At 69.9% G+C, this 22,548-nt stretch carries 17 protein-coding genes and 2 pseudogenes; 16 read left to right on the top strand and 3 right to left on the bottom strand.

The features are described from left to right. Positions 1-169 precede the first annotated feature (169 nt). Positions 170-3,055 (top strand): aminomethyl-transferring glycine dehydrogenase, encoded by a 2,886-nt coding sequence (gene gcvP / locus PGH47_RS06925; RefSeq protein WP_271662715.1) that lies wholly within the window; start codon positions 170-172, stop codon positions 3,053-3,055. A 123-nt stretch (positions 3,056-3,178) separates the two neighbouring features. Here gcvP and PGH47_RS06920 read toward each other — a convergent pair whose 3' ends face one another. Further along, entirely contained in the window at positions 3,179-3,700 is a 522-nt protein-coding gene (locus tag PGH47_RS06920; protein WP_271662714.1) for a hypothetical protein, read from the bottom strand. Between the two features lie 121 nt (positions 3,701-3,821). Beyond that, positions 3,822-5,777, bottom strand: coding sequence for an amino acid transporter (locus PGH47_RS06915; RefSeq protein ID WP_271662713.1), 1,956 nt, complete (start codon positions 5,775-5,777; stop codon positions 3,822-3,824). Between the two features lie 405 nt (positions 5,778-6,182). On the opposite strand from PGH47_RS06915, the gene PGH47_RS06910 reads away from it, so the two are divergent. From PGH47_RS06910 to PGH47_RS06835, 15 genes and pseudogenes are all read left to right on the top strand, one after another. Beyond that, a complete protein-coding gene (locus PGH47_RS06910; protein ID WP_443048478.1) occupies positions 6,183-7,448 on the top strand; it encodes a histidine kinase in 1,266 nt (421 codons plus the stop codon). Positions 7,449-7,519: 71 nt separating this feature from the next. Further along, a complete protein-coding gene (locus PGH47_RS06905; protein ID WP_163017261.1) occupies positions 7,520-7,693 on the top strand; it encodes a hypothetical protein in 174 nt (57 codons plus the stop codon). Beyond that, the gene (gene kdpF / locus PGH47_RS06900; protein ID WP_016434100.1) at positions 7,690-7,779 is read left to right on the top strand and encodes a K(+)-transporting ATPase subunit F; all 90 of its coding nucleotides are present in this window, start codon (positions 7,690-7,692) and stop codon (positions 7,777-7,779) included. The genes PGH47_RS06905 and kdpF overlap by 4 nt, the downstream gene beginning before the upstream one ends. An 8-nt stretch (positions 7,780-7,787) precedes the next feature. Further along, positions 7,788-9,449 (top strand): potassium-transporting ATPase subunit KdpA, encoded by a 1,662-nt coding sequence (gene kdpA, locus PGH47_RS06895; protein WP_271662712.1) that lies wholly within the window; start codon positions 7,788-7,790, stop codon positions 9,447-9,449. 32 nt (positions 9,450-9,481) lie between these two features. Next, the gene (gene kdpB / locus PGH47_RS06890; protein WP_271662711.1) at positions 9,482-11,581 is read left to right on the top strand and encodes a potassium-transporting ATPase subunit KdpB; all 2,100 of its coding nucleotides are present in this window, start codon (positions 9,482-9,484) and stop codon (positions 11,579-11,581) included. A gap of 6 nt (positions 11,582-11,587) precedes the next feature. Beyond that, positions 11,588-12,220, top strand: a complete 633-nt coding sequence (locus PGH47_RS06885) for a potassium-transporting ATPase subunit C (RefSeq protein ID WP_271662710.1) — start codon at positions 11,588-11,590, stop codon at positions 12,218-12,220. Between the two features lie 85 nt (positions 12,221-12,305). Next, positions 12,306-12,437 (top strand): annotated as a pseudogene (locus PGH47_RS06880) (DNA-binding response regulator); the annotation flags it as partial. Between the two features lie 2 nt (positions 12,438-12,439). Then, positions 12,440-12,538 (top strand): annotated as a pseudogene (locus PGH47_RS06875) (winged helix-turn-helix domain-containing protein); the annotation flags it as partial. 2 nt (positions 12,539-12,540) lie between these two features. After that, positions 12,541-15,096, top strand: coding sequence for a sensor histidine kinase (locus PGH47_RS06870; RefSeq protein WP_271662709.1), 2,556 nt, complete (start codon positions 12,541-12,543; stop codon positions 15,094-15,096). 658 nt (positions 15,097-15,754) lie between these two features. Further along, positions 15,755-16,228 (top strand): SAV_915 family protein, encoded by a 474-nt coding sequence (locus PGH47_RS06860; protein ID WP_271662708.1) that lies wholly within the window; start codon positions 15,755-15,757, stop codon positions 16,226-16,228. A gap of 12 nt (positions 16,229-16,240) precedes the next feature. Then, positions 16,241-17,575, top strand: a complete 1,335-nt coding sequence (lysA, locus tag PGH47_RS06855; protein ID WP_271662707.1) for a diaminopimelate decarboxylase — start codon at positions 16,241-16,243, stop codon at positions 17,573-17,575. A 287-nt stretch (positions 17,576-17,862) separates the two neighbouring features. After that, a complete protein-coding gene (locus PGH47_RS06850; protein ID WP_271667998.1) occupies positions 17,863-19,158 on the top strand; it encodes an extracellular solute-binding protein in 1,296 nt (431 codons plus the stop codon). A gap of 6 nt (positions 19,159-19,164) precedes the next feature. Next, on the top strand, positions 19,165-20,163 hold the full coding sequence (locus PGH47_RS06845) for a carbohydrate ABC transporter permease (RefSeq protein WP_271662706.1): 999 nt from the start codon (positions 19,165-19,167) through the stop codon (positions 20,161-20,163). Next, a complete protein-coding gene (locus tag PGH47_RS06840) occupies positions 20,160-20,990 on the top strand; it encodes a carbohydrate ABC transporter permease (protein WP_271662705.1) in 831 nt (276 codons plus the stop codon). The genes PGH47_RS06845 and PGH47_RS06840 overlap by 4 nt, the downstream gene beginning before the upstream one ends. A gap of 58 nt (positions 20,991-21,048) precedes the next feature. Then, positions 21,049-22,086 (top strand): endo-1,4-beta-xylanase, encoded by a 1,038-nt coding sequence (locus PGH47_RS06835; protein WP_271662704.1) that lies wholly within the window; start codon positions 21,049-21,051, stop codon positions 22,084-22,086. A 202-nt stretch (positions 22,087-22,288) separates the two neighbouring features. On the opposite strand, the gene PGH47_RS06830 is transcribed toward PGH47_RS06835, so the two are convergent. After that, positions 22,289-22,495, bottom strand: coding sequence for a DUF5999 family protein (locus PGH47_RS06830; RefSeq protein WP_030053671.1), 207 nt, complete (start codon positions 22,493-22,495; stop codon positions 22,289-22,291). Between the last annotated feature and the right edge of the window lie 53 nt (positions 22,496-22,548).

Here is a 22,548-nt window from a genome sequence, read left to right as displayed (position 1 = left end):
TCTGGAAAGCAGAGCGGGTGTCGACGGCTTCCGCTCTCACCGACGGTGAAAGCCGACGGCCTTCGGGCGGTCCGGTGAAGCTCTCAGGTTGAGATGACAGAGGGGGAGGCCGTCCGGGTACCCGCGCCGTGGTGCCCCTCGAAGGTCGTAAGACCAGGAGGCCTCCGCAATGACCGCCCATCGCATTCCGCTCTCCGAGCTCGAGCAGGGAATCCCCTTCGAGCAGCGTCATATCGGTCCCGATCATGAGGCCCGGGCCAAGATGCTCGCCCAGGTCGGGTACGGCTCCCTCGACGAGCTCACCGCCGCCGCGGTGCCGGACGTGATCAAGAACGCCGACTCCCTGGACCTGCCGGGAGCCCGCACCGAGGCGGAGGTGCTGGCCGAGCTGCGGTCGCTGGCCGACCGCAATCAGGTGCTGGACTCGATGATCGGGCTCGGGTACTACGGGACCTTCACCCCGCCGGTCATCCTGCGGAACGTCATGGAGAACCCCGCCTGGTACACGGCCTACACGCCGTACCAGCCCGAGATCTCCCAGGGCCGTCTCGAGGCCCTGCTGAACTTCCAGACCATGGTCGCCGAGCTGACCGGGCTGCCGACCTCCGGTGCCTCGCTGCTCGACGAGGGGACGGCCGCCGCCGAGGCCATGGCCCTGTCCCGGCGCATGGGCAAGAACAAGAAGGGCCTGTTCCTGGTCGACGCGGACGTGCTTCCGCAGACCATCGCCGTCATCGAGACCCGCGCCGAGCCGACCGGCGTGGAGATCGTCGTCGCCGACCTCAGCGAGGGCATTCCGGCCGAGGTCGCCTCGCGTGAGATCACCGGCGTGCTCCTCCAGTACCCGGGCGCCTCCGGTGTCGTACGGGACATCAAGCCGGTCGTCGACCAGGCGCACGAGCTCGGTGCCCTCGTCACCGTCGCCGCCGACCTGCTCGCGCTGACGCTGCTGAAGTCGCCGGGTGAGCTCGGGGCGGACATCGCGATCGGTACGACGCAGCGGTTCGGCGTGCCGATGGGCTTCGGCGGGCCGCACGCCGGCTACATGGCCGTCCACGAGAAGTTCGCGCGCAGCCTGCCGGGGCGGCTCGTGGGCGTGTCCGTGGACGCCGACGGCAACAAGGCCTACCGGCTGGCGCTCCAGACCCGTGAGCAGCACATCCGTCGTGAGAAGGCGACCAGCAACATCTGTACGGCCCAGGTGCTGCTCGCCGTGATGGCCGGCATGTACGCCGTGTACCACGGGCCCGACGGGCTGCGGAGCATCGCGCGGCGGACCCACCGGTACGCCTCGATCCTTGCTGCGGGCCTCGCGGCCGGCGGTGTCGAGGTCGTGCACGGCTCCTACTTCGACACACTGACCGTGCGGGTGCCCGGGAAGGCCGCCGAGGTCGTCGCCGCCGCCCGGGAGAACGGCGTGAACCTGCGCCTCGTCGACGCCGACCAGGTCTCCGTCGCCTGCGACGAGACCACGCTGCGGGCCCAGCTGGGCGCCGTATGGACGGCGTTCGGGGTCGAGGGCGACATCGAGGCGCTGGACGCGAGCACCGAGGACGCGCTCACCGACGGGGCGCTGCGCACCGACGACTACCTCGCGCACCCCGTCTTCCACCAGTACCGCTCCGAGACGGCGATGCTGCGCTACCTGCGCCGGCTGGCCGACCGGGACTACGCGCTCGACCGCGGCATGATCCCGCTCGGCTCCTGCACGATGAAGCTCAACGCGACCACCGAGATGGAGCCGGTCACCTGGCCGGAGTTCGGGCAGTTGCACCCCTTCGCGCCCGCCGAGCAGGCGCAGGGCTATCTCACGCTCATCCGCGAGCTGGAGGAACGTCTCGCCGAGGTCACCGGCTACGACAAGGTGTCCCTCCAGCCCAACGCCGGCTCGCAGGGTGAGCTGGCCGGTCTGCTCGCCGTGCGCGGGTACCACCGGGCCAACGGCGACGAGCAGCGCACCATCTGCCTCATCCCGTCCTCCGCGCACGGCACGAACGCCGCCAGCGCCGTGATGGCCGGCATGAAGGTCGTCGTCGTGAAGACCGCCGAGGACGGCGAGATCGACGTCGAGGACCTGCGGGCCAAGATCGAGAAGCACCGGGACGAGCTGTCCGTGCTGATGATCACCTACCCGTCGACGCACGGTGTGTTCGAGGAGCACGTCGCCGACATCTGCGCGCAGGTGCACGAGGCCGGCGGGCAGGTCTACGTCGACGGCGCGAACCTCAACGCGCTGGTGGGGCTGGCCAAGCCGGGCCACTTCGGCGGCGACGTCTCGCACCTGAACCTGCACAAGACCTTCTGCATCCCGCACGGCGGCGGCGGTCCGGGCGTCGGCCCGGTCGGTGTGCGCTCGCACCTGGCGCCGTACCTGCCGAACCACCCGCTCCAGCCGGCCGCCGGTCCGGAGACGGGCGTCGGCCCGATCTCGGCGGCGCCGTGGGGTTCCGCGGGGATCCTGCCCATCTCCTGGGCGTACGTCCGCCTCATGGGCGGCGAGGGGCTGAAGCGGGCCACGCAGGTGGCCGTGCTCTCCGCGAACTACGTCGCCAAGCGGCTGGAGCCGCACTACCCGGTGCTCTACACCGGGCCGGGCGGGCTCGTCGCGCACGAGTGCATCATCGATCTGCGCCCGCTGACCAAGGCGACCGGCGTGAGCGTCGACGACGTGGCCAAGCGCCTCATCGACTACGGCTTCCACGCGCCGACGATGTCGTTCCCGGTGGCCGGCACGCTGATGATCGAGCCGACCGAGTCCGAGGACCTGGCCGAGCTCGACCGGTTCTGCGAGGCGATGATCGCCATCCGCGCGGAGATCGAGAAGGTCGGGTCGGAGCAGTGGCCCGCCGAGGACAACCCGCTGCGCAACGCCCCGCACACCGCCGGTGCGCTGGGCGGTGCCTGGGAGCACGCCTACAGCCGTGAGGAGGCCGTGTTCCCGGCCGGGGTGTCGACCGCCGACAAGTACTGGCCGCCGGTGCGCCGCATCGACCAGGCCTTCGGCGACCGGAACCTCGTCTGCTCCTGCCCGCCGCTGGATGCCTACGACGACTGAGCCGCACCGGGCCTGCGCCCACGCGCACAACGCGCACCAGCAGAATGGGCTCCCCTTCGGCCACGCACGGCCGGAGGGGAGCCCTTTCGTGTGTCATGTCTGGCCCGCCGTGCCACCCCGACTTCAGGTGATCCCGGACGCCCTGAGCACCGCCCGCGCCTCGGCGTCGTCGATCTGATGCCGTAGCCGCTCCAGTACGTCGATGCCCTCCAGCAGGGTTCCGCTCGCGCGTGACCGGCGTACGCCTGTGTCCAGCTCGTGCCACAGCAGTGGGTTGGCGAGGAGGACGCGTGGGTCCAGTTCGAGGCGGCGGCCGTCCGCGTCGCGCAGGGTGAGATGTGTGCAGACGTCGCCGTGCTGCCGTACGGTCACCAGCTCGTCCGTGCGCACCGCCTGGCGGCGTACGAGGCCGCGCACCGCGAGCCAGCCCGGCCCGGCGGTCACGCGCTCGGGGAGCAGGATCGTGAACAGCAGGCAGGTCATGACCAGCCACAGCAGGGTGCGCGGCGGAGTCAGGGTGTGGGCGTCCCAGTCGACCAGCAGAGTCATGCCGAAGAAGGTCACGGCGCAGCCCGCGGCGAACCGGGCACTGTTCTGCCAGTGACGGTCACCGGTCGGGGCCGGGCGCGGTCTGCTTCCGTCCACAGTGCTGACGGTAGGGGCCGCCGGCGCAGGTGCGAACGGCGCTGACAGCGCTCTGACGTCTTACGGCTCATCGTTGACGCGATCCTGATGTGGCCGCGGCCGGTTCGGGCCGGTGTGTGCTTCAGCCGGTGTGGACGCGCGGTCGGCGGTCGCGGTCCGGCTCCGCCTCGCGCAGGACCTCTCGGGTGACCGGGGCGACCTCGCCCTGCCCGAAGAGGAAGAAGCGCAGGAAGTTGGCGAACGGGGTGCCCTCGGTCCACTCGAAGTAGATGTGGGGGATGCAGCCGGTCGTGTCGCGGACGTTCAGCAGCAGGGCGGCCAATGCGTTCGGGATGGAGGAGGACTCCAGGGTGAGGACGCGGTAGCGGTTGTGCATGACCTGGCCGCGCACGATCAGGCCGGCCTCGAACTCGGACGGGTCGGTGACCGTGACCTCGACGAAGACGAAGTCCTCCTGCTCCGAGAGGTCGTTGTCGGTGCGGATCTGCTCGATCTTGTCGCGGTACTCGGCCTTGTCCCGGCTGTCGGGCTCGTTGGCGATGAACCGGATCTTGCGGCTCGCCATGTCACGGATGAATCGTTCCGCCATGTCGTCGAGCGTCACGCTCGTGACACGGAGCTCGAAGGCGCGCAGCAGCCGCGACAGCAGGGAGATCAGGATGATGCCGGCGATGAAGCAGGCGCCGATCTTCACGCCGTCGGGGCGCTCGATGACGTTCACGACGGTCGTGTACAGGAACACCACCGAGATGACCGCGAAGCCGACGAACCAGTTGCGCTGACCGGCCTTGCGGGCCGCGATGGTCACGGCGATGGCGGCGGAGCTGATGAGCACCAGCACGCCGGTGGCGTACGCGCCGCCCTGGGCGTCGACGTCGGCGTCGAAGATCCAGGTCACCAGGAAGGCGACCAGGGTGAAGACGATGACCATCGGGCGCACCGCGCGTGCCCAGTGCGGGGCCATGCCGTAGCGGGGCAGGTAGCGCGGCATCAGGTTCAGCAGGCCGGCCATGGCGGAGGCGCCGGCGAACCAGAGTATGGCGATGGTCGAGACGTCGTAGACCGTGCCGAAGGCGTTGCCGAGGTACTCGTGGGCGAGGAACGCGAGCGCACGGCCGTTGGCGCTGCCGCCCGGCTCGAAGTCCTTCTCCGGGATGAGCAGGGTGGTGATGAAGCTCGTCGCGATCAGGAAGCAGCTCATGATCACGGCTGCGGTGGTGAGCAGCTTCTTGGTGTCGCGGATCCGGCCCGCGGGGTTCTCCTCGGTCTCGCGGGGCTCGCCCTTGACGTGCGGCATCACGGCGACGCCGGTCTCGAAGCCCGAGAGGCCGAGCGCGAGCTTGGGGAAGACGATCAGGGCCACGCCGATCATCACGAAGATGTTGCCGTGCTCGGCGGTGAGGGCCGTGGTCCAGTCGGTGACCACGTGCCCCTCGGTGACGACGTGGTACAGGCCGGAGACCACGACGACCGCGTTGAGCACGAGGTAGATGCCCACCAGGGCGACCGCGACCCCGATCGCCTCCAGGAAGCCCTTGAGGAACACCGCGCCGAGCAGCGCGACGAGGGCCAGGGTGATCACCATCTGCTTGTCGTGCAGCGCGCTGTTGAGGTGCGGGTTCTCGACCAGGTGGGTCGAGGCGTCGGCGGCCGACAGGGTGATGGTGATCAGGAAGTCGGTGGCCGCGAAACCCAGCAGGGTCAGGACGAACAGCTTGCCCTTCCAGAAGGTCAGCAGCCGTTCCAGCATGGCGATCGAGCCCTGGCCGTGCGGGCTCTCCTCGGCCACCCGCCGGTAGACGGGCAGTGCGCCCGCGAGAGTGACGATCACGAGCACGATGGTGGCGATGGGCGACAGCAGACCGGCCGCGAGGGCGGCGATGCCGGGCTGGTAGCCGAGCGTCGAGAAGTAGTCGACGCCGGTGAGGCACATGACCCGGTACCAGGGCTGACCCTCGTCCACGGGCTCCTTCTCGGCCTGCGAGTCCTTCGGAGCATGGCCCTTGCCCATGTCGGACAGACCCTCCAGCATCCAGGCGCGCAAGCGGCCGGGTGGAGGGTGTTCGGTGGTGGCCATCGGCCTGCTCCTGACGTGCGGGTCGGCATACGATTCCGGCCATCACACTGACGGCGGCACCAGCGTAAGCAGAGAGTGACGCCCGGGCCCACGGATCCAGGGGCTGTGGGCGTCAAGCTTCCGTTAAGACTGGCCGGGTCGGCGGTGGGCGCGCATCAAGAGGTGTGCTCCGGCACTTGTTCGGGCCTCATTGGGCTGTGTGGGCGGTGAGGGGTGAGGCGAGCGAGGGTGATCACTCAGCGTGACCGCTCAGCGTTGCCGTCGAGGCGAGTGCCAGGGGGTGTCGGTGTCGTGCCCGGCCGGGGCACGCCATTGTCAAGACAGTGTCAACGTCCATGTGAGGGGCGCCAGGGATGCGTCAAGGTTCCTGCCGCGCGGGCCCGCGGAGCGGTTCGCTGAGACCTGATGAACGAAGTACCGCGCGGACGGCTGAAGGTCTACCTCGGGGCGGCCCTGGGCGTGGGCAAGACGTACCGCATGCTCGATGAGGCGCGGCGCCGGGCCGGGCGCGGGGCCGACGTGGTGGTGGCGTTCGCCGAGTGCCATGGACGCCCGCGAACGGCCGCGATGCTCGACGGCCTGGAGGTCGTACTGCCGGCCCGATGCGCCCACCGGGGCGGTGAGTTCGAGGAACTGGACCTCGCCGCGGTGCTCGACCGACGGCCGGAGGTCGCCGTCGTCGACGACCTCGCCCACGGCAACGTCCCCGGCGGCGGGCGCAACGCCAAGCGGTGGCAGGACGTCGAGGCACTGCTCGCCGCGGGCACCGACGTCATCACGGCCGTCGACGTCCAGCATCTGGAGTCCCTCAAGGACGTGGTCGAGAAGATCACCGGGGTGCCGCAGCACGAGACGGTGCCCGACGAGGTCGTACGCCGGACCCCGCAGGTCGAGCTCGTCGACATCCCGCCCGAAGGGCTGCGCCGCCGCATGGCGCACGGCAACATCTGCGCGCCGGAGAGGATCGACGCCGCCCTCGCCAACTACTTCCGGCCCGGGAACCTGACCGCGCTGCGCCAACTGGCGCTGCTGTGGCTGGCCGACCGGGTCGACGAGGCGCTGAACACCTATCGCGCCGAGCACGCGATCGGCGGGGTGTGGGAGACCCGGGAGCGGGTCGTGGTCGCGCTGACCGGCGGTCCGGAGGGCGACACGATCGTCCGGCGGGCCGCCCGCATCGCCGCCCGGTCGGCCGGCGGGGACCTGCTCGCCGTGCACGTCACCCGCAGCGACGGCCTGGCCGCCGGGGCCTCGCACGCCTCGCTGGCCCGTCAGCGCCGGCTCGTGGAGGACTTCGAAGGCCACGACCAGCAGCGGCAGCGCGATCACGATCAGCCAGGCGCCCTCCTCGAACTTGGTCGCGGTGACAACGACGGACAGGACCGGTCCGCGCTGCATAGCCTGGAGTGCTCCTGGGCCGAGTGGGATCCCGGCGTGCCCCTGGTCCGGCTCTCCAGTGAACGGCGTGCGCTGGGCGGCCCCATCGCCGCGTACGTCCGTGACGTCATGGCCTCGGAGCCGGCTGCCCGGGTGACCGTGCTGATCCCGGAGACCGAGCCGGAGCGGCTGTGGCAACGGCTGCTCCAGAACCAGCGGGGAGCCGTCGTCGCGCATGCCGTCCGCAAGGAGACGGACGCCGTGATCTGCCGGTTGAGGTTCCGCTTGTTCTGACCCCGGCGCGCCTGCGACCTGCGGCGATCGGGTCGCCGTAAGAGAACCGTCAAAGGCGTGCAGCGGGCCGTATGGGAGCCGTCAACGGCGCTCGAATCCGGCCACAAAGGCTGTTTCCTCGAATCGTCCCTGTCCGACCGAACCTCATTCAGGAGTCCACGATGGCCGATCTGGCCTTCGTCGTCATCACGATCGCGTCCTTCGCGCTGGTGGCTCTCGTCGCCAAGGGGGTGACGAAGCTGTGACCGCCGAGAACATCGTCGGCCTCGTCGTGGCCGTCGCCCTGCTGGGCTATCTCGTCCTCGCCCTGATCTTCCCGGAGAGGTTCTGAGACAAGGCATGGGTCCCGTACTTGCCGGCGTGCTCCAGTTGCTCGCTCTGATCGCAGCTCTGGCGCTCGCCTACGTCCCGCTCGGCAACTACATGGCCAGGGTCTACTCCTCCGACAAGCACTGGCGCGTCGAGAAGTGGATCTACAAGGGCATCGGTGCCGACCCCGACACCGAGATGCGCTGGACCGCGTACCTGCGCGGCGTCCTCGCCTTCTCCGTCGTCGGTGTCCTGTTCCTCTACCTGCTCCAGCGGCTGCAAGGTGTGCTGTCGGGTTCGCTCGGGTTCAAGTCCATCGACCCGGACCAGGCGTTCAACACCGCCGTGTCGTTCGTGACCAACACCAACTGGCAGTCGTACTACGGCGAGCAGGCCATGGGCCACGTCGTGCAGACCGCCGGCCTTGCCGTGCAGAACTTCGTCTCCGCCGCCGTCGGCATCGCCGTCGCCGTGGCGCTCGTGCGCGGGTTCGCCCGCTCCCGCACCGGTGAGCTGGGCAACTTCTGGGCCGACCTGGTACGTGGTGTCGTTCGCATCCTGGTCCCGATCGCGGCCGTCGCCGCGGTCGTCCTGGTCGCCTGCGGCGCCATCCAGAACTTCTCCGGCATCCATGAGGTCGGTCAGTTCATGGGCGGCCAGCAGCAGTGGAACGGTGGCGCGGTCGCCTCGCAGGAGGCCATCAAGGAGCTGGGCACCAACGGTGGCGGCTACTTCAACGCCAACAGCGCCCACCCGTTCGAGAACCCCACCCCGTTCTCGAACCTGTGGGAGATCTTCCTGATCCTGCTGATCCCGTTCGCGCTGACCCGCACCTTCGGCCTGATGGTCGGCAGCGTGAAGCAGGGCTACGCGATCCTCGCCACCATGGCCACCATCTGGCTCGGCTTCACCGCGCTGATGATGTGGACCGAGTTCGCCCACCACGGCCCGGCGTTCCAGATCGCGGGCGGGGCATACGAGGGCAAAGAGGTCCGCTTCGGCGTCGGCGGCTCGTCGATCTTCGCCGTGGCGACCACGCTCACCTCGACCGGCGCGGTCGACTCCTTCCACTCCTCCTTCACCGGCCTCGGCGGCGGCATCACCATGCTCGGGATGATGCTGGGCGAGATCGCACCCGGCGGCACCGGCTCCGGCCTCTACGGCATGCTGATCATGGCGATCATCGCGGTGTTCATCGCCGGGCTCATGGTCGGCCGCACCCCCGAGTACCTGGGCAAGAAGATCGGCTCCCGCGAGATCAAGCTGGCGGCCTGCTACATCCTGGTCACGCCGGCGCTGGTGCTCGTCTTCACCGCGTTCGCGATGGCCCTGCCCACCCCGGGCAACTCGATGACCAACAGCGGGGCGCACGGCTTCTCCGAGATCCTGTACGCCTACACGTCCGCCTCCAACAACAACGGCTCCGCCTTCGCAGGCCTGAACGCGGACACGCAGTGGTTCAACAGCACGCTGGGCCTGTGCATGCTGTTCGGCCGGTTCGTCCCGATGATCTTCGTGCTGGCCCTGGCCGGCTCGCTCGCCGAGCAGAAGCCGGTCCCGGCCACGGCGGGCACCCTGCGCACCGACAAGCCGCTGTACGCCGGTCTGCTCGTCGGCACGATCATCATCATCACCGGTCTGACGTACTTCCCGGCCCTCGCGCTCGGGCCGCTGGCCGAGGGGCTGGCGTGATGACCACTCGCATACAGAAGCAAGAGGACTCCATGTCCACAGCCACCCCGACCCGGGCGCCGCACAGCGACGTACCCACCGGGCGCAAATCCCCCGAGGGCCGTGTCGGCGCGGGCCTCTTCGACCCGAAGCAGCTTCTCAAGTCGCTGCCGGACGCCCTGCGCAAGCTCGACCCGCGGGTGATGGTCAAGTCTCCCGTGATGTTCGTGGTCCTCGTCGGCTCCGTGCTGACGACGGCCTTCTCCTTCAAGGACCCGGGCGACTGGTTCGGCTGGACCATCAGCGCCTGGCTGTGGCTCACGGTGATCTTCGCCAACCTGGCGGAGGCCGTCGCGGAGGGCCGCGGCAAGGCGCAGGCCGACACGCTGCGCAAGGCCAAGACCGACACGGTGGCCCGCCGGCTCGCCGGTTCCGTCGAAGAGCGGGTACCGGGCACCGAGTTGAAGATCGGGGACCTGGTCGTCTGCGAGGCCGGCGACATCATCCCCGGTGACGGCGACGTCATCGAGGGCGTGGCCTCCGTCGACGAGTCGGCGATCACCGGCGAGTCGGCCCCGGTCATCCGTGAGTCCGGCGGCGACCGCTCGGCCGTCACCGGCGGCACCAAGGTCCTCTCCGACCGAATCGTCATCAAGATCACGACGAAGCCCGGCGAGACCTTCATCGACCGGATGATCAACCTGGTCGAGGGCGCGGCCCGGCAGAAGACGCCGAACGAGATCGCGCTGAACATCCTGCTCGCGTCACTGACGATCGTCTTCCTGCTGGCCTGCGCCACGCTGCCGCCGCTGGCGGACTACGCGGGCACGCATCTGACGATGGTCGTGCTGGTCGCCCTGCTGGTCTGTCTGATCCCGACGACCATCGGCGCCCTGCTCTCCGCGATCGGCATCGCCGGCATGGACCGGCTCGTGCAGCGCAACGTGCTCGCCATGTCCGGCCGCGCGGTCGAGGCCGCCGGTGACGTCTCCACGCTGCTGCTCGACAAGACCGGCACCATCACCCTCGGCAACCGCCGGGCCGCAGAGTTCGTCCCGGTCGCCGGTGTCACCGAGGCCGAGGTCGCGGACACCGCCCAGCTGTCGTCGCTGGCCGACGAGACGCCCGAGGGCCGCTCCGTCGTCGTACTGGCGAAGGAGAGGTACGGCCTGCGCGAGCGGCACCAGGGCGAGCTGGCCGGCGCCGAGTGGATCGCCTTCACCGCGCAGACCCGGATGTCCGGCGTCGACGTCGACGGGCGCAGGATCCGCAAGGGCGCCGCCGGTTCGGTCATGGCCTGGGTGCGGGAGCGGGGCGGCACGGTCGCCGACGACGCGGACCGGATCGCCAACCGCATCTCCGAGGCCGGCGGCACCCCGCTGCTGGTCGCGGTCGAGGACGCCGAGGGCGCCCGGATCCTGGGCGTCGTCCACCTCAAGGACGTCGTCAAGGACGGCATGCGGGAGCGGTTCGAGGAGCTGCGCCGCATGGGCATCAAAACCGTCATGATCACGGGTGACAACCCGCTGACCGCCAAGGCGATCGCCGAGGAGGCTGGCGTCGACGACTTCCTCGCGGAGGCCACTCCCGAGGACAAGATGGCGCTCATCAAGCGGGAGCAGGCCGGCGGCAAGCTGGTCGCGATGACGGGCGACGGCACCAACGACGCCCCGGCGCTCGCGCAGGCCGACGTCGGCGTGGCGATGAACACCGGCACGTCGGCCGCCAAGGAGGCCGGCAACATGGTCGACCTCGACTCCGACCCGACCAAGCTGATCGAGATCGTCGAGATCGGCAAGCAGCTGCTGATCACCCGCGGTGCGCTGACCACGTTCTCCATCGCCAACGACGTCGCGAAGTACTTCGCGATCATCCCGGCGCTGTTCGCGGCCGTCTACCCGGGCCTGGACAAGCTCAACGTCATGGGACTGTCGTCGCCGGACTCCGCGATCCTGTCCGCGGTCGTCTTCAACGCGCTGGTCATCGTCGCGCTGGTGCCGCTGTCCCTGAAGGGCGTGCGGTACCGGCCGGTCAGCGCCGACCGGCTGCTGCGCCGAAACCTGACCATCTACGGTCTGGGCGGCCTGATCGCGCCCTTCATCGGCATCAAGATCATCGACCTGCTCATCTCTCTCATCCCCGGGATCGGTTGATCCATCATGAACAACTCCGTATCGAACACGGCCCGGTTGCTCGGAGCGGGCCTGCGGGCGCTGCTGGTGCTGACCCTGCTCACCGGTGTGATCTATCCGCTGGCCGTCACGGGCGTGGCCCAGGCGCTGTTCAACGACAAGGCGAACGGCTCCGAGGTCAAGTACGACGGCAAGGTCGTCGGCTCCTCGCTGATCGGCCAACAGGGTTACAGCCTCAAGTACTTCCAGTCCCGCCCGGCGAACGGGATGGGCGAGAACTCGGTCAACACCCAGTACAAGCTGATCCTTTCCGGCGCCACGAACCGTTCCGGCGACAACCCCGAACTCATCAAGTGGGTGAAGGAGGCGAAGGCGAAGGTCGTCAAGGACAACTCCGTGCCCGGCTACACCGTCAGGCCCTCCCAGGTCCCCGCCGACGCGGTCACCTCCTCCGGCTCCGCCCTGGACCCGGACATCTCTCCCCAGTACGCCGAGATCCAGGTGCACCGGGTCGCCGAGCGCAACGGCCTGTCCGTCGCGCAGGTGGAGCGGCTCGTCAAGGACCACACCGAGACCCGCATCCTCGGCTTCATCGGCGAGCCACGTGTGAACGTCCTGGAACTCAACGTCGCGCTCAAGGGCCTTGTGGCCAAGGGCTGATGGGGTTGCGCGAAACGAACGGGAGCCGTCGGCCGGAGACATCCGATCCGCCGGCTCCCACAGCCGTGAGGAAAGGCGTACCCCCATGACGAGGGTGCTGGTGGTGGAGGACGACCCGCGGCTGGTGCGGGCCCTCGTGATCAACATGCGGGCACACAGGTACGGCGTGGACGCGGCCCCCGACGGTGCCACGGCGCTCAGACTCGCGGCCGCACGCCGATCTGCATGGCGCAGTTGCGCCGCAAGCTCGAGGCCGACCCCGCGCACCCCCGCCATCTCGTCACCGAACCCGGCATGGGTTACCGCTTCGAAGGGTGAACATGGCACGCGGCAGGCTTCGGATCTACCTCGGTGCGGCACCGGGCGTCGGCAAGACGTACGCGATGCTCTCCGAGGCGCACCGGCGTGTGGAGCGGGGCACCGACTGCGTGGTCGCGTTCGTGGAGCACCACGACCGGCCGCGCACTGAGGTGATGCTGCACGGCCTGGAGCAGATCAGGCGCAAGGAACTGGAGTACCGGGACACCTCCTTCACGGAGATGGACATCGACGCCGTCCTGGCCCGGCGCCCCAAGGTGGTGCTGGTCGACGAGCTGGCCCACACCAACATCCCCGGCTCCCGCAACGCCAAGCGCTGGCAGGACGTCGAGGAGCTCCTCGCGGCCGGCATCGACGTCATATCGACCGTCAACATCCAGCATCTGGAGTCGCTGGGCGACGTCGTGGAGTCGATCACCGGCGTGCGGCAGCAGGAGAGGGTGCCGGACGAGGTGGTGCGCCGGGCCGACCAGATCGAGCTTGTCGACATGTCGCCCCAGGCACTGCGCCGTCGTATGGCGCACGGCAACATCTACAAGCCCGACAAGGTCGACGCGGCGCTCTCGAAGTACTTCCGCCCCGGCAACCTCACCGCGCTGCGGGAGCTGGCGCTGCTGTGGGTGGCGGACCGGGTCGACGGGTACCTCAACGCCTACCGCAGCGAGCACGAGGTCTCGACGATCTGGGGCTCGCGCGAGCGGATCGTCGTGGGGCTGACCGGCGGCCCGGAGGGCCGCACCCTGATCCGCCGGGCCGCACGGCTCGCCGAGAAAGGCGCAGGCGGTGAGGTGCTCGCCGTCTACATAGCCCGCACCGACGGGCTGACCTCGTCCTCGCCCAAGGAACTGGCCGTGCAGCGCGGGCTGGTCGAGGACCTCGGCGGCACCTTCCACCACGTCGTCGGCGACGACATCCCGGCGGCGCTGCTGGCCTTCGCGCGCGGCGTGAACGCCACCCAGATCGTGCTCGGCGTCTCCCGCCGCAAGAGCTGGCAGTACGTCCTCGGACCCGGCGTCGGTGCCACGGTCGCCCGGGAGTCGGGCCCCGACCTCGACGTCCACCTGATCACCCACGACGAGGCGGGCAAGGGGCGCGGCGGACTGCCCGTCGCCCGCAGCGCGCGCCTGGGCCGGGCACGGATCATCCGGGGCTGGCTGGTCGGTGCGCTCGGCCCGGTCGTCCTCACCGTGCTGCTGACGCACGTCGCCCCCGAAGTCGGCCTCGCCAACGACATGTTGCTGTACCTGTCGCTGACCGTGGCGGCGGCACTGCTCGGCGGCCTGCTGCCCGCGCTGGCGTCCGCCGTGGTGGGCTCGCTGCTGCTGAACTGGTTCTTCACCCCGCCCGTCCACACGCTGACCATCGCCGACCCGAAGAACATCGTCGCCATCGCGATCTTCATAGGGGTGGCGGTGTCGGTTGCCTCCGTCGTCGACCTCGCGGCCCGCCGCACCCATCAGGCGGCCCGGCTGCGTGCCGAGTCGGAGATCCTTTCCTTCCTCGCCGGCAACGTGCTGCGCGGCGAGACCAGCCTGGAGGCGCTGCTCCAACGCGTCCGTGAGACCTTCGGCATGGAGTCCGTAGCGCTCCTGGAGCGGGAGAGCGATGTGAACCCGTGGACCTGTGCGGGCAGCGTCGGGCCACGACCCTGCCGGAACCCCGACGACGCGGACGTGGAGGTGCCGGTCGGCGATCACATGGCGCTCGCGCTGACCGGCCGGGTGCTGCCCGCCGAGGACCGCCGCGTCCTCGCCGCCTTCGCCGCGCAGTCGGCCGTCGTACTGGATCGCCAGCGCCTCCGGCACGAGGCCGACCGGGCCAAGGAACTGGCCGAGGGCAACCGCATCCGCACGGCGCTGCTGGCCGCCGTCAGCCACGACCTGCGCACGCCCCTCGCGGGCATCAAGGCGTCGGTCTCCTCCCTGCGGTCGGACGATGTCGCGTGGTCGGAGGAGGACCGGGCCGAACTGCTGGAGGCGATCGAGGAGGGCGCCGACCGGCTCGACCTGCTGGTCGGGAACCTGCTGGACATGTCCCGGCTCCAGACCGGCACGGTCACCCCGCTGATCAGGGAGATCGACCTCGACGAGGTGGTGCCGATGGCGCTGGGCGGGGTGCCGGAGGGCAGCGCGGAGCTGGACGTCCCGGAGACGCTGCCGATGGTCGCCGTGGACAAGGGGCTGCTGGAGCGCGTCGTCGCCAACGTCGTGGAGAACGCCGTCAAGTACAGCCCGGACGACAGCAGGGTCCTGGTGTCCGCCAGCGCCATCGCCGACCGGGTCGAGGTCCGGGTGGTCGACCGCGGGCCCGGCGTCCCGGACGAGGCCAAGGAACGTATCTTCGCCCCCTTCCAGCGTTACGGCGACGCCCCGCGCGGCGCCGGAGTCGGGCTCGGCCTCGCCGTCGCCCGCGGCTTCGCCGAGGCCATGGGCGGCACGATCAGCGCGGAGGACACACCTGGCGGCGGTCTCACGATGGTGCTGAGCCTGCGGGTGGCGCCCGGGGGAGCGGGCGACGACGGTCGCCTCATCGGGCAGACGGCATCCGGATCGCCTTAGCCGCGGCCCGTCACGCCCCTTCCGGTGGCACCGCCTCGCGCGCCAAGTCCCGTACGTCGAGCCGCAGTCGCCAGGCTTTGCGGCGGTGCACGGCTGTCAGCTCCGACTCCAGCGGTGACGGCGGCACCGCGAGCACCGGACAGCTCGCGTGGGCGACGCAGTAACGCGTGACAGAGCGGCAGCACGCCCGGTGCCAGAGGTTGCGGCGCGCGCCAGACGCTGCCACTCCTCGGTCAGCAGGCTCACCCCGGGGCCGTACCGGGCCGTCGGAACCAGACATCACTTGACCGTCCCACATCTTGTCGCGGTTCCTCGTCCCGCAGGGGAGACCCACGGGGGAGAGCCGGGAGGGAGAGCCGCGAGGGAGACCCGCAGGGGTCCCTTCCATGACACCCCTGCCGGGCGCCTCCAGCCACATCGGACGGCCCTTCTTGGCACTCCTCTGACGGCGTCGCCCACGGCCTGCCGGGCCAGGTGTCAGCATCGCGTCAGCGTCAGGCGGAAACCCGTCAGCATCCCGTCATGAGGCGTCCTGACCCCCTGGGCAGCGGGCATAGCGTCAAGAGCAAGCCCCGGCCCGCCTCCCCGCGTCCGGGGCGTCAAACACTCCACGCACGACTACGACTCCGATCCACCTCGGATCTCCCGGAGGCACCCCATGGCAGACCACCTGTCCGACGAAGACCCGGAGCCCTCTGAACGGTTCCCGGCCGGCCCTCTGTTCGTTCCGGTCCGGCCGGGACACGCCGCCTGCGCGGCCCGCCTCTTCCGTACGCCCCTCGGGGACCGCACGGCCGTGGGCTTCACCTCGCAGCGGCAGCTGACCGCCACCCTCGGCCCCGACCAGCCGTGGATCCGGCTCGCCGAACCCGCCCTGCGCTCCCTGACCGCGCCGCTCGGCGTCACCACCGTCACGGTCGACCCGCAGTTCTGCGCCCCGGCCCCGACCGCCCCGGCCCCGACCGCCCCGGCTCTGACCGCCCCGGCCCCGACCGCATCGGCCACCCGGGAACACGCCCCGCACTCCGGCCCCCGTTTCCGTGAGGGCGCCTGGGATCCCCAGGCCGTCGGAGCGCTGCGCGTGACCGGTGCCGCCGCGCTCATCTCCGCGTTGACCATGTGGATCGGCTGAGGGGACCGCACGATGACCACCGTTCACGAACCCGCGGTGACCACCGCGGCCGATGCCCTCTCCGTGTGGCCGGCCTCTGCCGTCGAGCCCCGCGAGGGCGAACTCACCGTCGGCGGCGTGCCGCTGGCCGAGGTCGCCGACCGTTTCGGCACCCCCGTCTACGTCATCGACGAGGACGAGGTCCGCGAGCGCTGCCGTACCTACCGGAACGCCTTCCCCGACGCGGAAGTCCTGTACGCGGCCAAGGCGTTCCTGTGCCGGGCCATGGTCCACTGGATGGCCGAGGAGGGGCTGGGCCTGGACGTCTGCTCGGCCGGTGAGCTGGAGCTCGCGGTCACCACCGGCTTCCCGCCGGAGCGGATCGTCCTGCACGGCAACGCCAAGTCCCCGCGCGACCTCGACACGGCCCTGCGCCTCGGGGTCGGCCGCGTCGTCATCGACAGCCCCTCCGAGATCGCCCGGCTCGCGGCGGCGGTCGGGCCCGACGGCCACCAGAAGGTGATGGTCCGTGTCGTGCCCGGGATCAGCGCCGGCGGCCACGAGAAGATCCGCACCGGCACCGAGGACCAGAAGTTCGGCCTGTCCATCTCGGACGGCTACGCCCAGCACGCCATCGCCCGGATACTGGACCAGCCGCAGCTCGAACTCACCGGCCTGCACTGCCACCTGGGCTCGCAGATCACCAGCGTCAAGCCGTACCTGGCCGCCGTACGCCGCATGGTCGGTCTCATGGCCCGGCTCCACGAGCAGCACGGCCTGGTGCTTCGGGAACTCGACCTGGGCGGCGGTCACGGCATCGCCTACCGCCCCGGCGAACCCGCCCTCGACCTCACCGCGCTGGCCCGCAAGGTCCGCGCGGAACTCACCGAGGCCTGCACGGCGGCCGGGCTCACCGTGCCCCGGCTCGTCATCGAACCGGGGCGGGCCATCGCGGGCCCGGCGGGCATCGCGCTCTACCACGTCCTCTCCGTCAAGCGGACCGGCGCGCACACCTACGTCGCCGTGGACGGCGGCATGAGCGACAACCCGCGCCCCGCGCTGTACGGGGTGCGGTACGCGCCCCGCCTGGTCGGCCGGCACAGCACCGCCGCCCCGGCACCGGTGACCGTGGTGGGCCGGCACTGCGAGGCGGGAGACATCGTCGCCGCCGACGTCGAACTCCCCGACGACATCCGCCCCGGGGACCTGCTCGCCGTCCCGGCGGCCGGCGCCTACCACCTGTCCATGGCCTCCGGCTACAACCTGGTCGGCCGCCCGCCGGTGGTCGCCGTGGACGACGGCCGCGCCCGCCTGCTGATTCGCCGCGAGTCCCTGGAGGACCTCCGCAGCCGCGACGTGGGCCTGTAGCCGAGGCGCGGCGATCCGACCGTTCCGTAATGTTCGTCGGCTGTGCCGAATGTTTCGATTCTCCGGAGGGCTGACTCGGTCACCGACCCTGAGGGCGTGGGTCTCCGACTCTTCAAGCACCGCCTGCGCCGTGGCCGTTGGCGGCAGATTCACCGTGTACAAGGGGTTGCCACCGTTTGGGGGCTGTCTCTAGGGTGCGGCAGCAACGAAGGTTTCTGGATCTAGTTCGAAACTTTCGATCGAGTGGACGGTCGATGACGGACCGTCCCGTACCCAAGGAGCGGATCATGGGCGACCCGGGACTGTCCCGCCGCGGCTTCTTCGCGGCCTCCGCCGCGGCCGGTGTGGGCATGACGGCACTGAGCGGCTGCGGTGGCGACTCGGACGGAGGGTCGTCGGACGGCACGACCACCATCGAGTGGTGGAACATCTCCACCACCGAGCCCACCAAGGGCGTCTGGGCCGCGCTGGCCAAGAAGTTCGAGGCTCAGAACCCCAAGGTCAAGGTGAAGATCGTCCAGCTGGAGAACGACGCCTACAAGTCGAAGATGACGGCGCTGACCGCCTCCGGGAAGCTCCCCGACATCTTCCACACCTGGGGCGGCGGCGTCCTCAAGCAGCAGGTCGACGCCGGACTGGTCGAGGACCTCACCGACCGCACCAAGGACTTCGCCGAGGGCCTGCTGCCGGTCGCGAAGGAGCCGTACCTCCTCGACGAGAAGGTGTACGGCATACCGTTCGACATCGGCATGATCGGCTTCTGGTACAACAAGGCGCTCTTCAAGGACGCGGGCGTCGCGGAACCCCCCACCACCTGGGCCGACTTCCTCGACGCCGTACGCAAGCTGAAGGCGAAGGACATCACCCCGCTCGCCCTCGCGGGCAAGGAGAAGTGGCCCGGCATGTACTACTGGGCCTACCTCTCGATGCGCACCGCCGGCGCCTCCGCCCTCCAGAAGGCATACGACGACCAGGACTTCACCGGCGACCCGTTCGTGCAGGCCGGACAGCACCTCCAGGAGCTCGTCGACCTCCAGCCGTTCCAGAAGGGCTTCCTCGGCGCCGCCTACTCCAGCCCCACCGGCCAGGCCGCGACCGTCGGCAACGGCAAGGCCGCGATGGAGCTCATGGGCCAGTGGGCCCCGGTCGTCCAGGCCGACGCGGGCAAGGGCCTGGGCGATGACCTCGGCTTCTTCCCGTTCCCGGCGGTCCAGGGCGGCAAGGGCACCATCACCGAGGTGTTCGGCGGAGGCGGCGGACACGCCCTGCGCACGGGAGCCCCGCAGGCCGCCGTCGACTTCCTGAAGTTCTTCGCCTCCGAGGCGACGGACGTCGAACTGGTCAAGAAGACCAGCGCCCTCCCGGTCGTCCCGGCCGCCGAGAGCGCCATCTCCGACCCCAACATCAAGGCAGTGCAGGCCCAGTTGAAGGCCGCCACCGGATTCCAGCTGTACCTCGACCAGGCCTACGCCCCGGCCGTCGGCCAGGAGGTCAACGACAGCGTCGGCGCGCTCATCGCCGGGTCCAAGTCCCCGCAGCAGGTCGCCGAGTCGATCACGAAGACCGCGAAGGAAGAGCAGTAGCCGGCGATGACCTCCACGTTCCTGCCGGACAAGCGCACCCGCCCCGGCGTCGAACCCCCGCCCCCGTCCGCGGACCACGCCCGGGCGCGGGCCCGGCGGCGCCTGCTGCACTGGCTCACCGCGGTCGGCTTCCATGTGCCCGCGCTGGTGCTGTTCCTCGTCCTAGTGCTGCTGCCGATGCTGTTCGCGCTGTACGCGGCCTTCTTCCGCTGGGGCGGCTTCGGGATGCCGTCCGACTACATCGGCGGCGACAACTTCACCCGCCTCTTCGAGGACCCCGTCTTCCTCGGGGACCTGTGGCGGTGCCTGGTCCTGGTCGTGCTGTCGCTCGCGATCCAGCTGCCGTTCGCGCTCGCCATGGCCGTCCTGCTCAACCAGAAGCTGCGCGGCCGGGCCTTCTACCGGATGCTGTTCTTCGGGCCGTACGTCCTGTCCGAGGCCATCACCGGCGTCCTGTTCGGCATGATCTTCGCCCCGGACGACGGCCTCGCCGACCAGATCCTCGGCGGCATCGGCCTCGACGGGCTCGGCGGCGAGTGGTTCGCCGACCCGTCGAACGTCATGGCCACCCTCTTCCTGGTCATGACCTGGAAGTACTTCGGCTTCCACATGATGCTCTACCTGGCCGGACTCCAGTCCATCCCCCGGGAGTTGACCGAGGCCGCGCTCATCGACGGCGCGAACGCCTGGCAGCGCTTCCGCAGCGTCACCCTGCCGCTGCTCGCGCCCACCCTCAGGATCAGCGTGTTCCTGTCCGTGATCGGTGCGATCCAGCTCTTCGACCTGGTCTGGGTGACCACCGCGGGCGGTCCCGACCATCACTCCGAGACGATGGCCGTGACCATGTTCCAGTACGGCTTCAAGCGCTACCAGGTCGGCTACGCCAGCGCGATCAGCGTGGTCATGTTCGGCATCAGCCTCGTCTTCGCCCTCGCCTACCAGCGGTTCGTGCTCCGCCGCGATCTCCAGGGAGCCACCACGACGATGCGGGGAGGCGCCAAGTGACGGCCAGGTCCGGCAGGAAGAACCTGCCGACGCATGTGATCCTCGTCGTGGTCGGCGCCGTGATGGCCTTGCCGCTGCTGTACGCCGTGCTGTCCGGCTTCAAGTCCACGGACGAGCTCTCCCGCAACCCGGTCGGGCTGCCGGAGTCCTGGGTGGCCGGCAACTACACGGACATCCTCGGCTCCGGGGACTTCTGGCGGCTGATCGGCAACAGCACCCTGATCGCTGTGGGTACGACCGTCCTGGTCGTGGCCGTCTCCGCGCTGTCGGCGTTCTCCTTCGCGCGCTTCGCCTTCCGCGGGCGGGAGGGCCTGTTCACCCTGTTCACCATGGGGCTGATGTTCCCCTTCGCGGTGGCCGCCCTGCCCCTGTTCCTGCTGCTGCGATCCATGGGCCTGCTGGACAACCCGCTGGGCGTGATCCTTCCGCAGGCCGCCTTCGGGCTGCCGATGACCATCATCATCCTGCGCGGCTTCTTCCGGGAGATCCCCGGCGAGCTGGAGGAGGCGGCCACGCTCGACGGATGCAGCTCGTTCGGGTTCTTCTGGCGGGTGCTGCTGCCCATGGCACGGCCGGCGCTGGGCACCGTCTCGGTCCTCGCCGTCGTCACGAGCTGGAACAACTTCTTCCTGCCGCTGCTGGTCTTCACCGACTCCACGTGGTGGACCATCCCGATCGGCGTCCAGCAGTTCCAGGGCCAGTACTCCGCGGACTACGCCCGCGTCTTCGCCTACCTGGTGCTGGCCATGGTCCCCGCCCTCGCCTTCTACTCGGTCGCCGAACGCCAGCTCGTCGGCGGCCTCACCGCCGGCGCGACCAAGGGATGACGCGCGCGGGCGGACGTACGGCTCACCCACACATCCGAGCAACGTGAGGAGTCGCACCATGCGCAACAACCGTCTCAGACTCATCGGCGCTCTCGCGGCCGTCCTGGTCGCGGCGACCGTCCCGGCCGCTCAGGCCCATGACGACCGGCCGCCCACCCTCGCCGACCTCGCCGAGCGCCACGGCCGCTACTTCGGCAGCGCCACCGACAACCCCGAACTCGTCGACGAGCCGTACACGGCGCTCCTGGGCAGCGAGTTCGACCAGATCACGCCCGGCAACGGCATGAAGTGGTACGCCACCGAACCCCAGCAGGGCGTCTTCGACTTCACCAAGGGCGACGAGATCGTGGCCCTCGCCCGTGCCAACCACCAGAAGGTGCGCGGCCACACCCTCGTCTGGCACAGCCAGCTGCCCGGCTGGCTCACCGGCCGCGAGTGGACGGCGACCGAGCTGCGGGCCGTGCTGAAGAAGCACATCCAGACCGAGGTGCGGCACTACCGCGGCAAGATCTACGCCTGGGACGTCGTAAACGAGGCGTTCAACGAGGACGGCACGTACCGCGAGACGGTCTTCTACAAGACGCTCGGCCCCGGCTACATCGCCGACGCCCTGCGCTGGGCCCACCAGGCCGACCCGAAGGCCAAGCTGTACCTCAACGACTACAACGTCGAGGCGACCGGCCCGAAGAGCGACGCGTACTACGAGCTGGCCAAGGAGCTGAAGGCCCAGGGCGTCCCGTTGCACGGCTTCGGCCTCCAGACCCATCTGGCGCTCCAGTACGGATATCCGGCCACGCTGGAGGACAACCTGCGCCGCTTCGCCCGGCTCGGCCTGGACACGGCGCTCACCGAGGTCGACGTACGGATGCAGCTGCCCGTCACCGAGGAGAAGCTGAAGCGGCAGGCGGACTGGTACCGGGACATGACCGAGGCGTGCCTGGCGGTGCGCCGATGTGTGGGGATCACGGTCTGGGACTACACGGACAAGTACTCCTGGATCCCGGCGTTCTTCCCGGGCGAGGGCGCGGCCCTGCCCTGGGACGAGGAACTGCGGCCCAAGCCCGCCTACTTCGCGTTGCGCGAGGCGCTGAGGTAGGCGACCGCCGCCGTCGTGTCCCGGGCGTCCGTACGAGGGTCGCCCGGGACACACGGTGAACTACCGTGCGTGACCGCCCCCGGACACACGTCGGGGCCGGCTCGCAGTCAGGGTCTGCGACCGGCCCCTGGGAGTACGCCGGGCGTCCGTCGTGCCGCCCGGTGGTGCGGGTCCTCACCGGCGTCGATGGCCGGCGGGGGTACTACGCCGCGGTCATCACCTTGCCGGTGCCCAGCGGACGGTGCGGGGCGATGATCTGGCCGTCGGGCAGGAGCTCACCGGTGTCCTCGAAGAGCAGAACGCCGTTGCACAGCAGGCTCCATCCCTGCTCCGGGTGGTGCGCCACGAGTCGGGCGGATTCCCGGTCGGCGGAGTCGGCTGAAGGGCACGGTGGCTGGTGCTGGCACATGGATGGGATCTCTCGGTCTGTTGTGATCTGTGAGATGGCTGTTTTGTCTGTCT

It is taken from the genome of Streptomyces sp. HUAS 31, assembly GCF_028198125.1.
Taxonomy (GTDB): Bacteria; Actinomycetota; Actinomycetes; order Streptomycetales; family Streptomycetaceae; genus Streptomyces; species Streptomyces chartreusis.
The sequence above is the reverse complement of the archived record's forward strand: the minus strand, read 5'-3'. Positions and strand labels throughout refer to the sequence as shown.

What these genes read in the sequence shown, in the direction of transcription:
- kdpA (WP_271662712.1), top strand. Translation starts at nt 7,788, where the DNA reads ATGGGTCCCGTACTTGCCGGCGTGCTCCAGTTGCTCGCTCTGATCGCA.
- lysA (WP_271662707.1), top strand. Translation starts at nt 16,241, where the DNA reads ATGACCACCGTTCACGAACCCGCGGTGACCACCGCGGCCGATGCCCTC.
- PGH47_RS06885 (WP_271662710.1), top strand. Translation starts at nt 11,588, where the DNA reads ATGAACAACTCCGTATCGAACACGGCCCGGTTGCTCGGAGCGGGCCTG.
- PGH47_RS06860 (WP_271662708.1), top strand. Translation starts at nt 15,755, where the DNA reads ATGGCAGACCACCTGTCCGACGAAGACCCGGAGCCCTCTGAACGGTTC.
- kdpB (WP_271662711.1), top strand. Translation starts at nt 9,482, where the DNA reads ATGTCCACAGCCACCCCGACCCGGGCGCCGCACAGCGACGTACCCACC.
- gcvP (WP_271662715.1), top strand. Translation starts at nt 170, where the DNA reads ATGACCGCCCATCGCATTCCGCTCTCCGAGCTCGAGCAGGGAATCCCC.
- PGH47_RS06850 (WP_271667998.1), top strand. Translation starts at nt 17,863, where the DNA reads ATGGGCGACCCGGGACTGTCCCGCCGCGGCTTCTTCGCGGCCTCCGCC.
- PGH47_RS06845 (WP_271662706.1), top strand. Translation starts at nt 19,165, where the DNA reads ATGACCTCCACGTTCCTGCCGGACAAGCGCACCCGCCCCGGCGTCGAA.
- PGH47_RS06915 (WP_271662713.1), bottom strand. Translation starts at nt 5,777, where the DNA reads ATGGCCACCACCGAACACCCTCCACCCGGCCGCTTGCGCGCCTGGATG.
- PGH47_RS06870 (WP_271662709.1), top strand. Translation starts at nt 12,541, where the DNA reads ATGGCACGCGGCAGGCTTCGGATCTACCTCGGTGCGGCACCGGGCGTC.
- PGH47_RS06830 (WP_030053671.1), bottom strand. Translation starts at nt 22,495, where the DNA reads ATGTGCCAGCACCAGCCACCGTGCCCTTCAGCCGACTCCGCCGACCGG.
- PGH47_RS06835 (WP_271662704.1), top strand. Translation starts at nt 21,049, where the DNA reads ATGCGCAACAACCGTCTCAGACTCATCGGCGCTCTCGCGGCCGTCCTG.
- PGH47_RS06905 (WP_163017261.1), top strand. Translation starts at nt 7,520, where the DNA reads ATGGGAGCCGTCAACGGCGCTCGAATCCGGCCACAAAGGCTGTTTCCT.
- PGH47_RS06910 (WP_443048478.1), top strand. Translation starts at nt 6,183, where the DNA reads ATGAACGAAGTACCGCGCGGACGGCTGAAGGTCTACCTCGGGGCGGCC.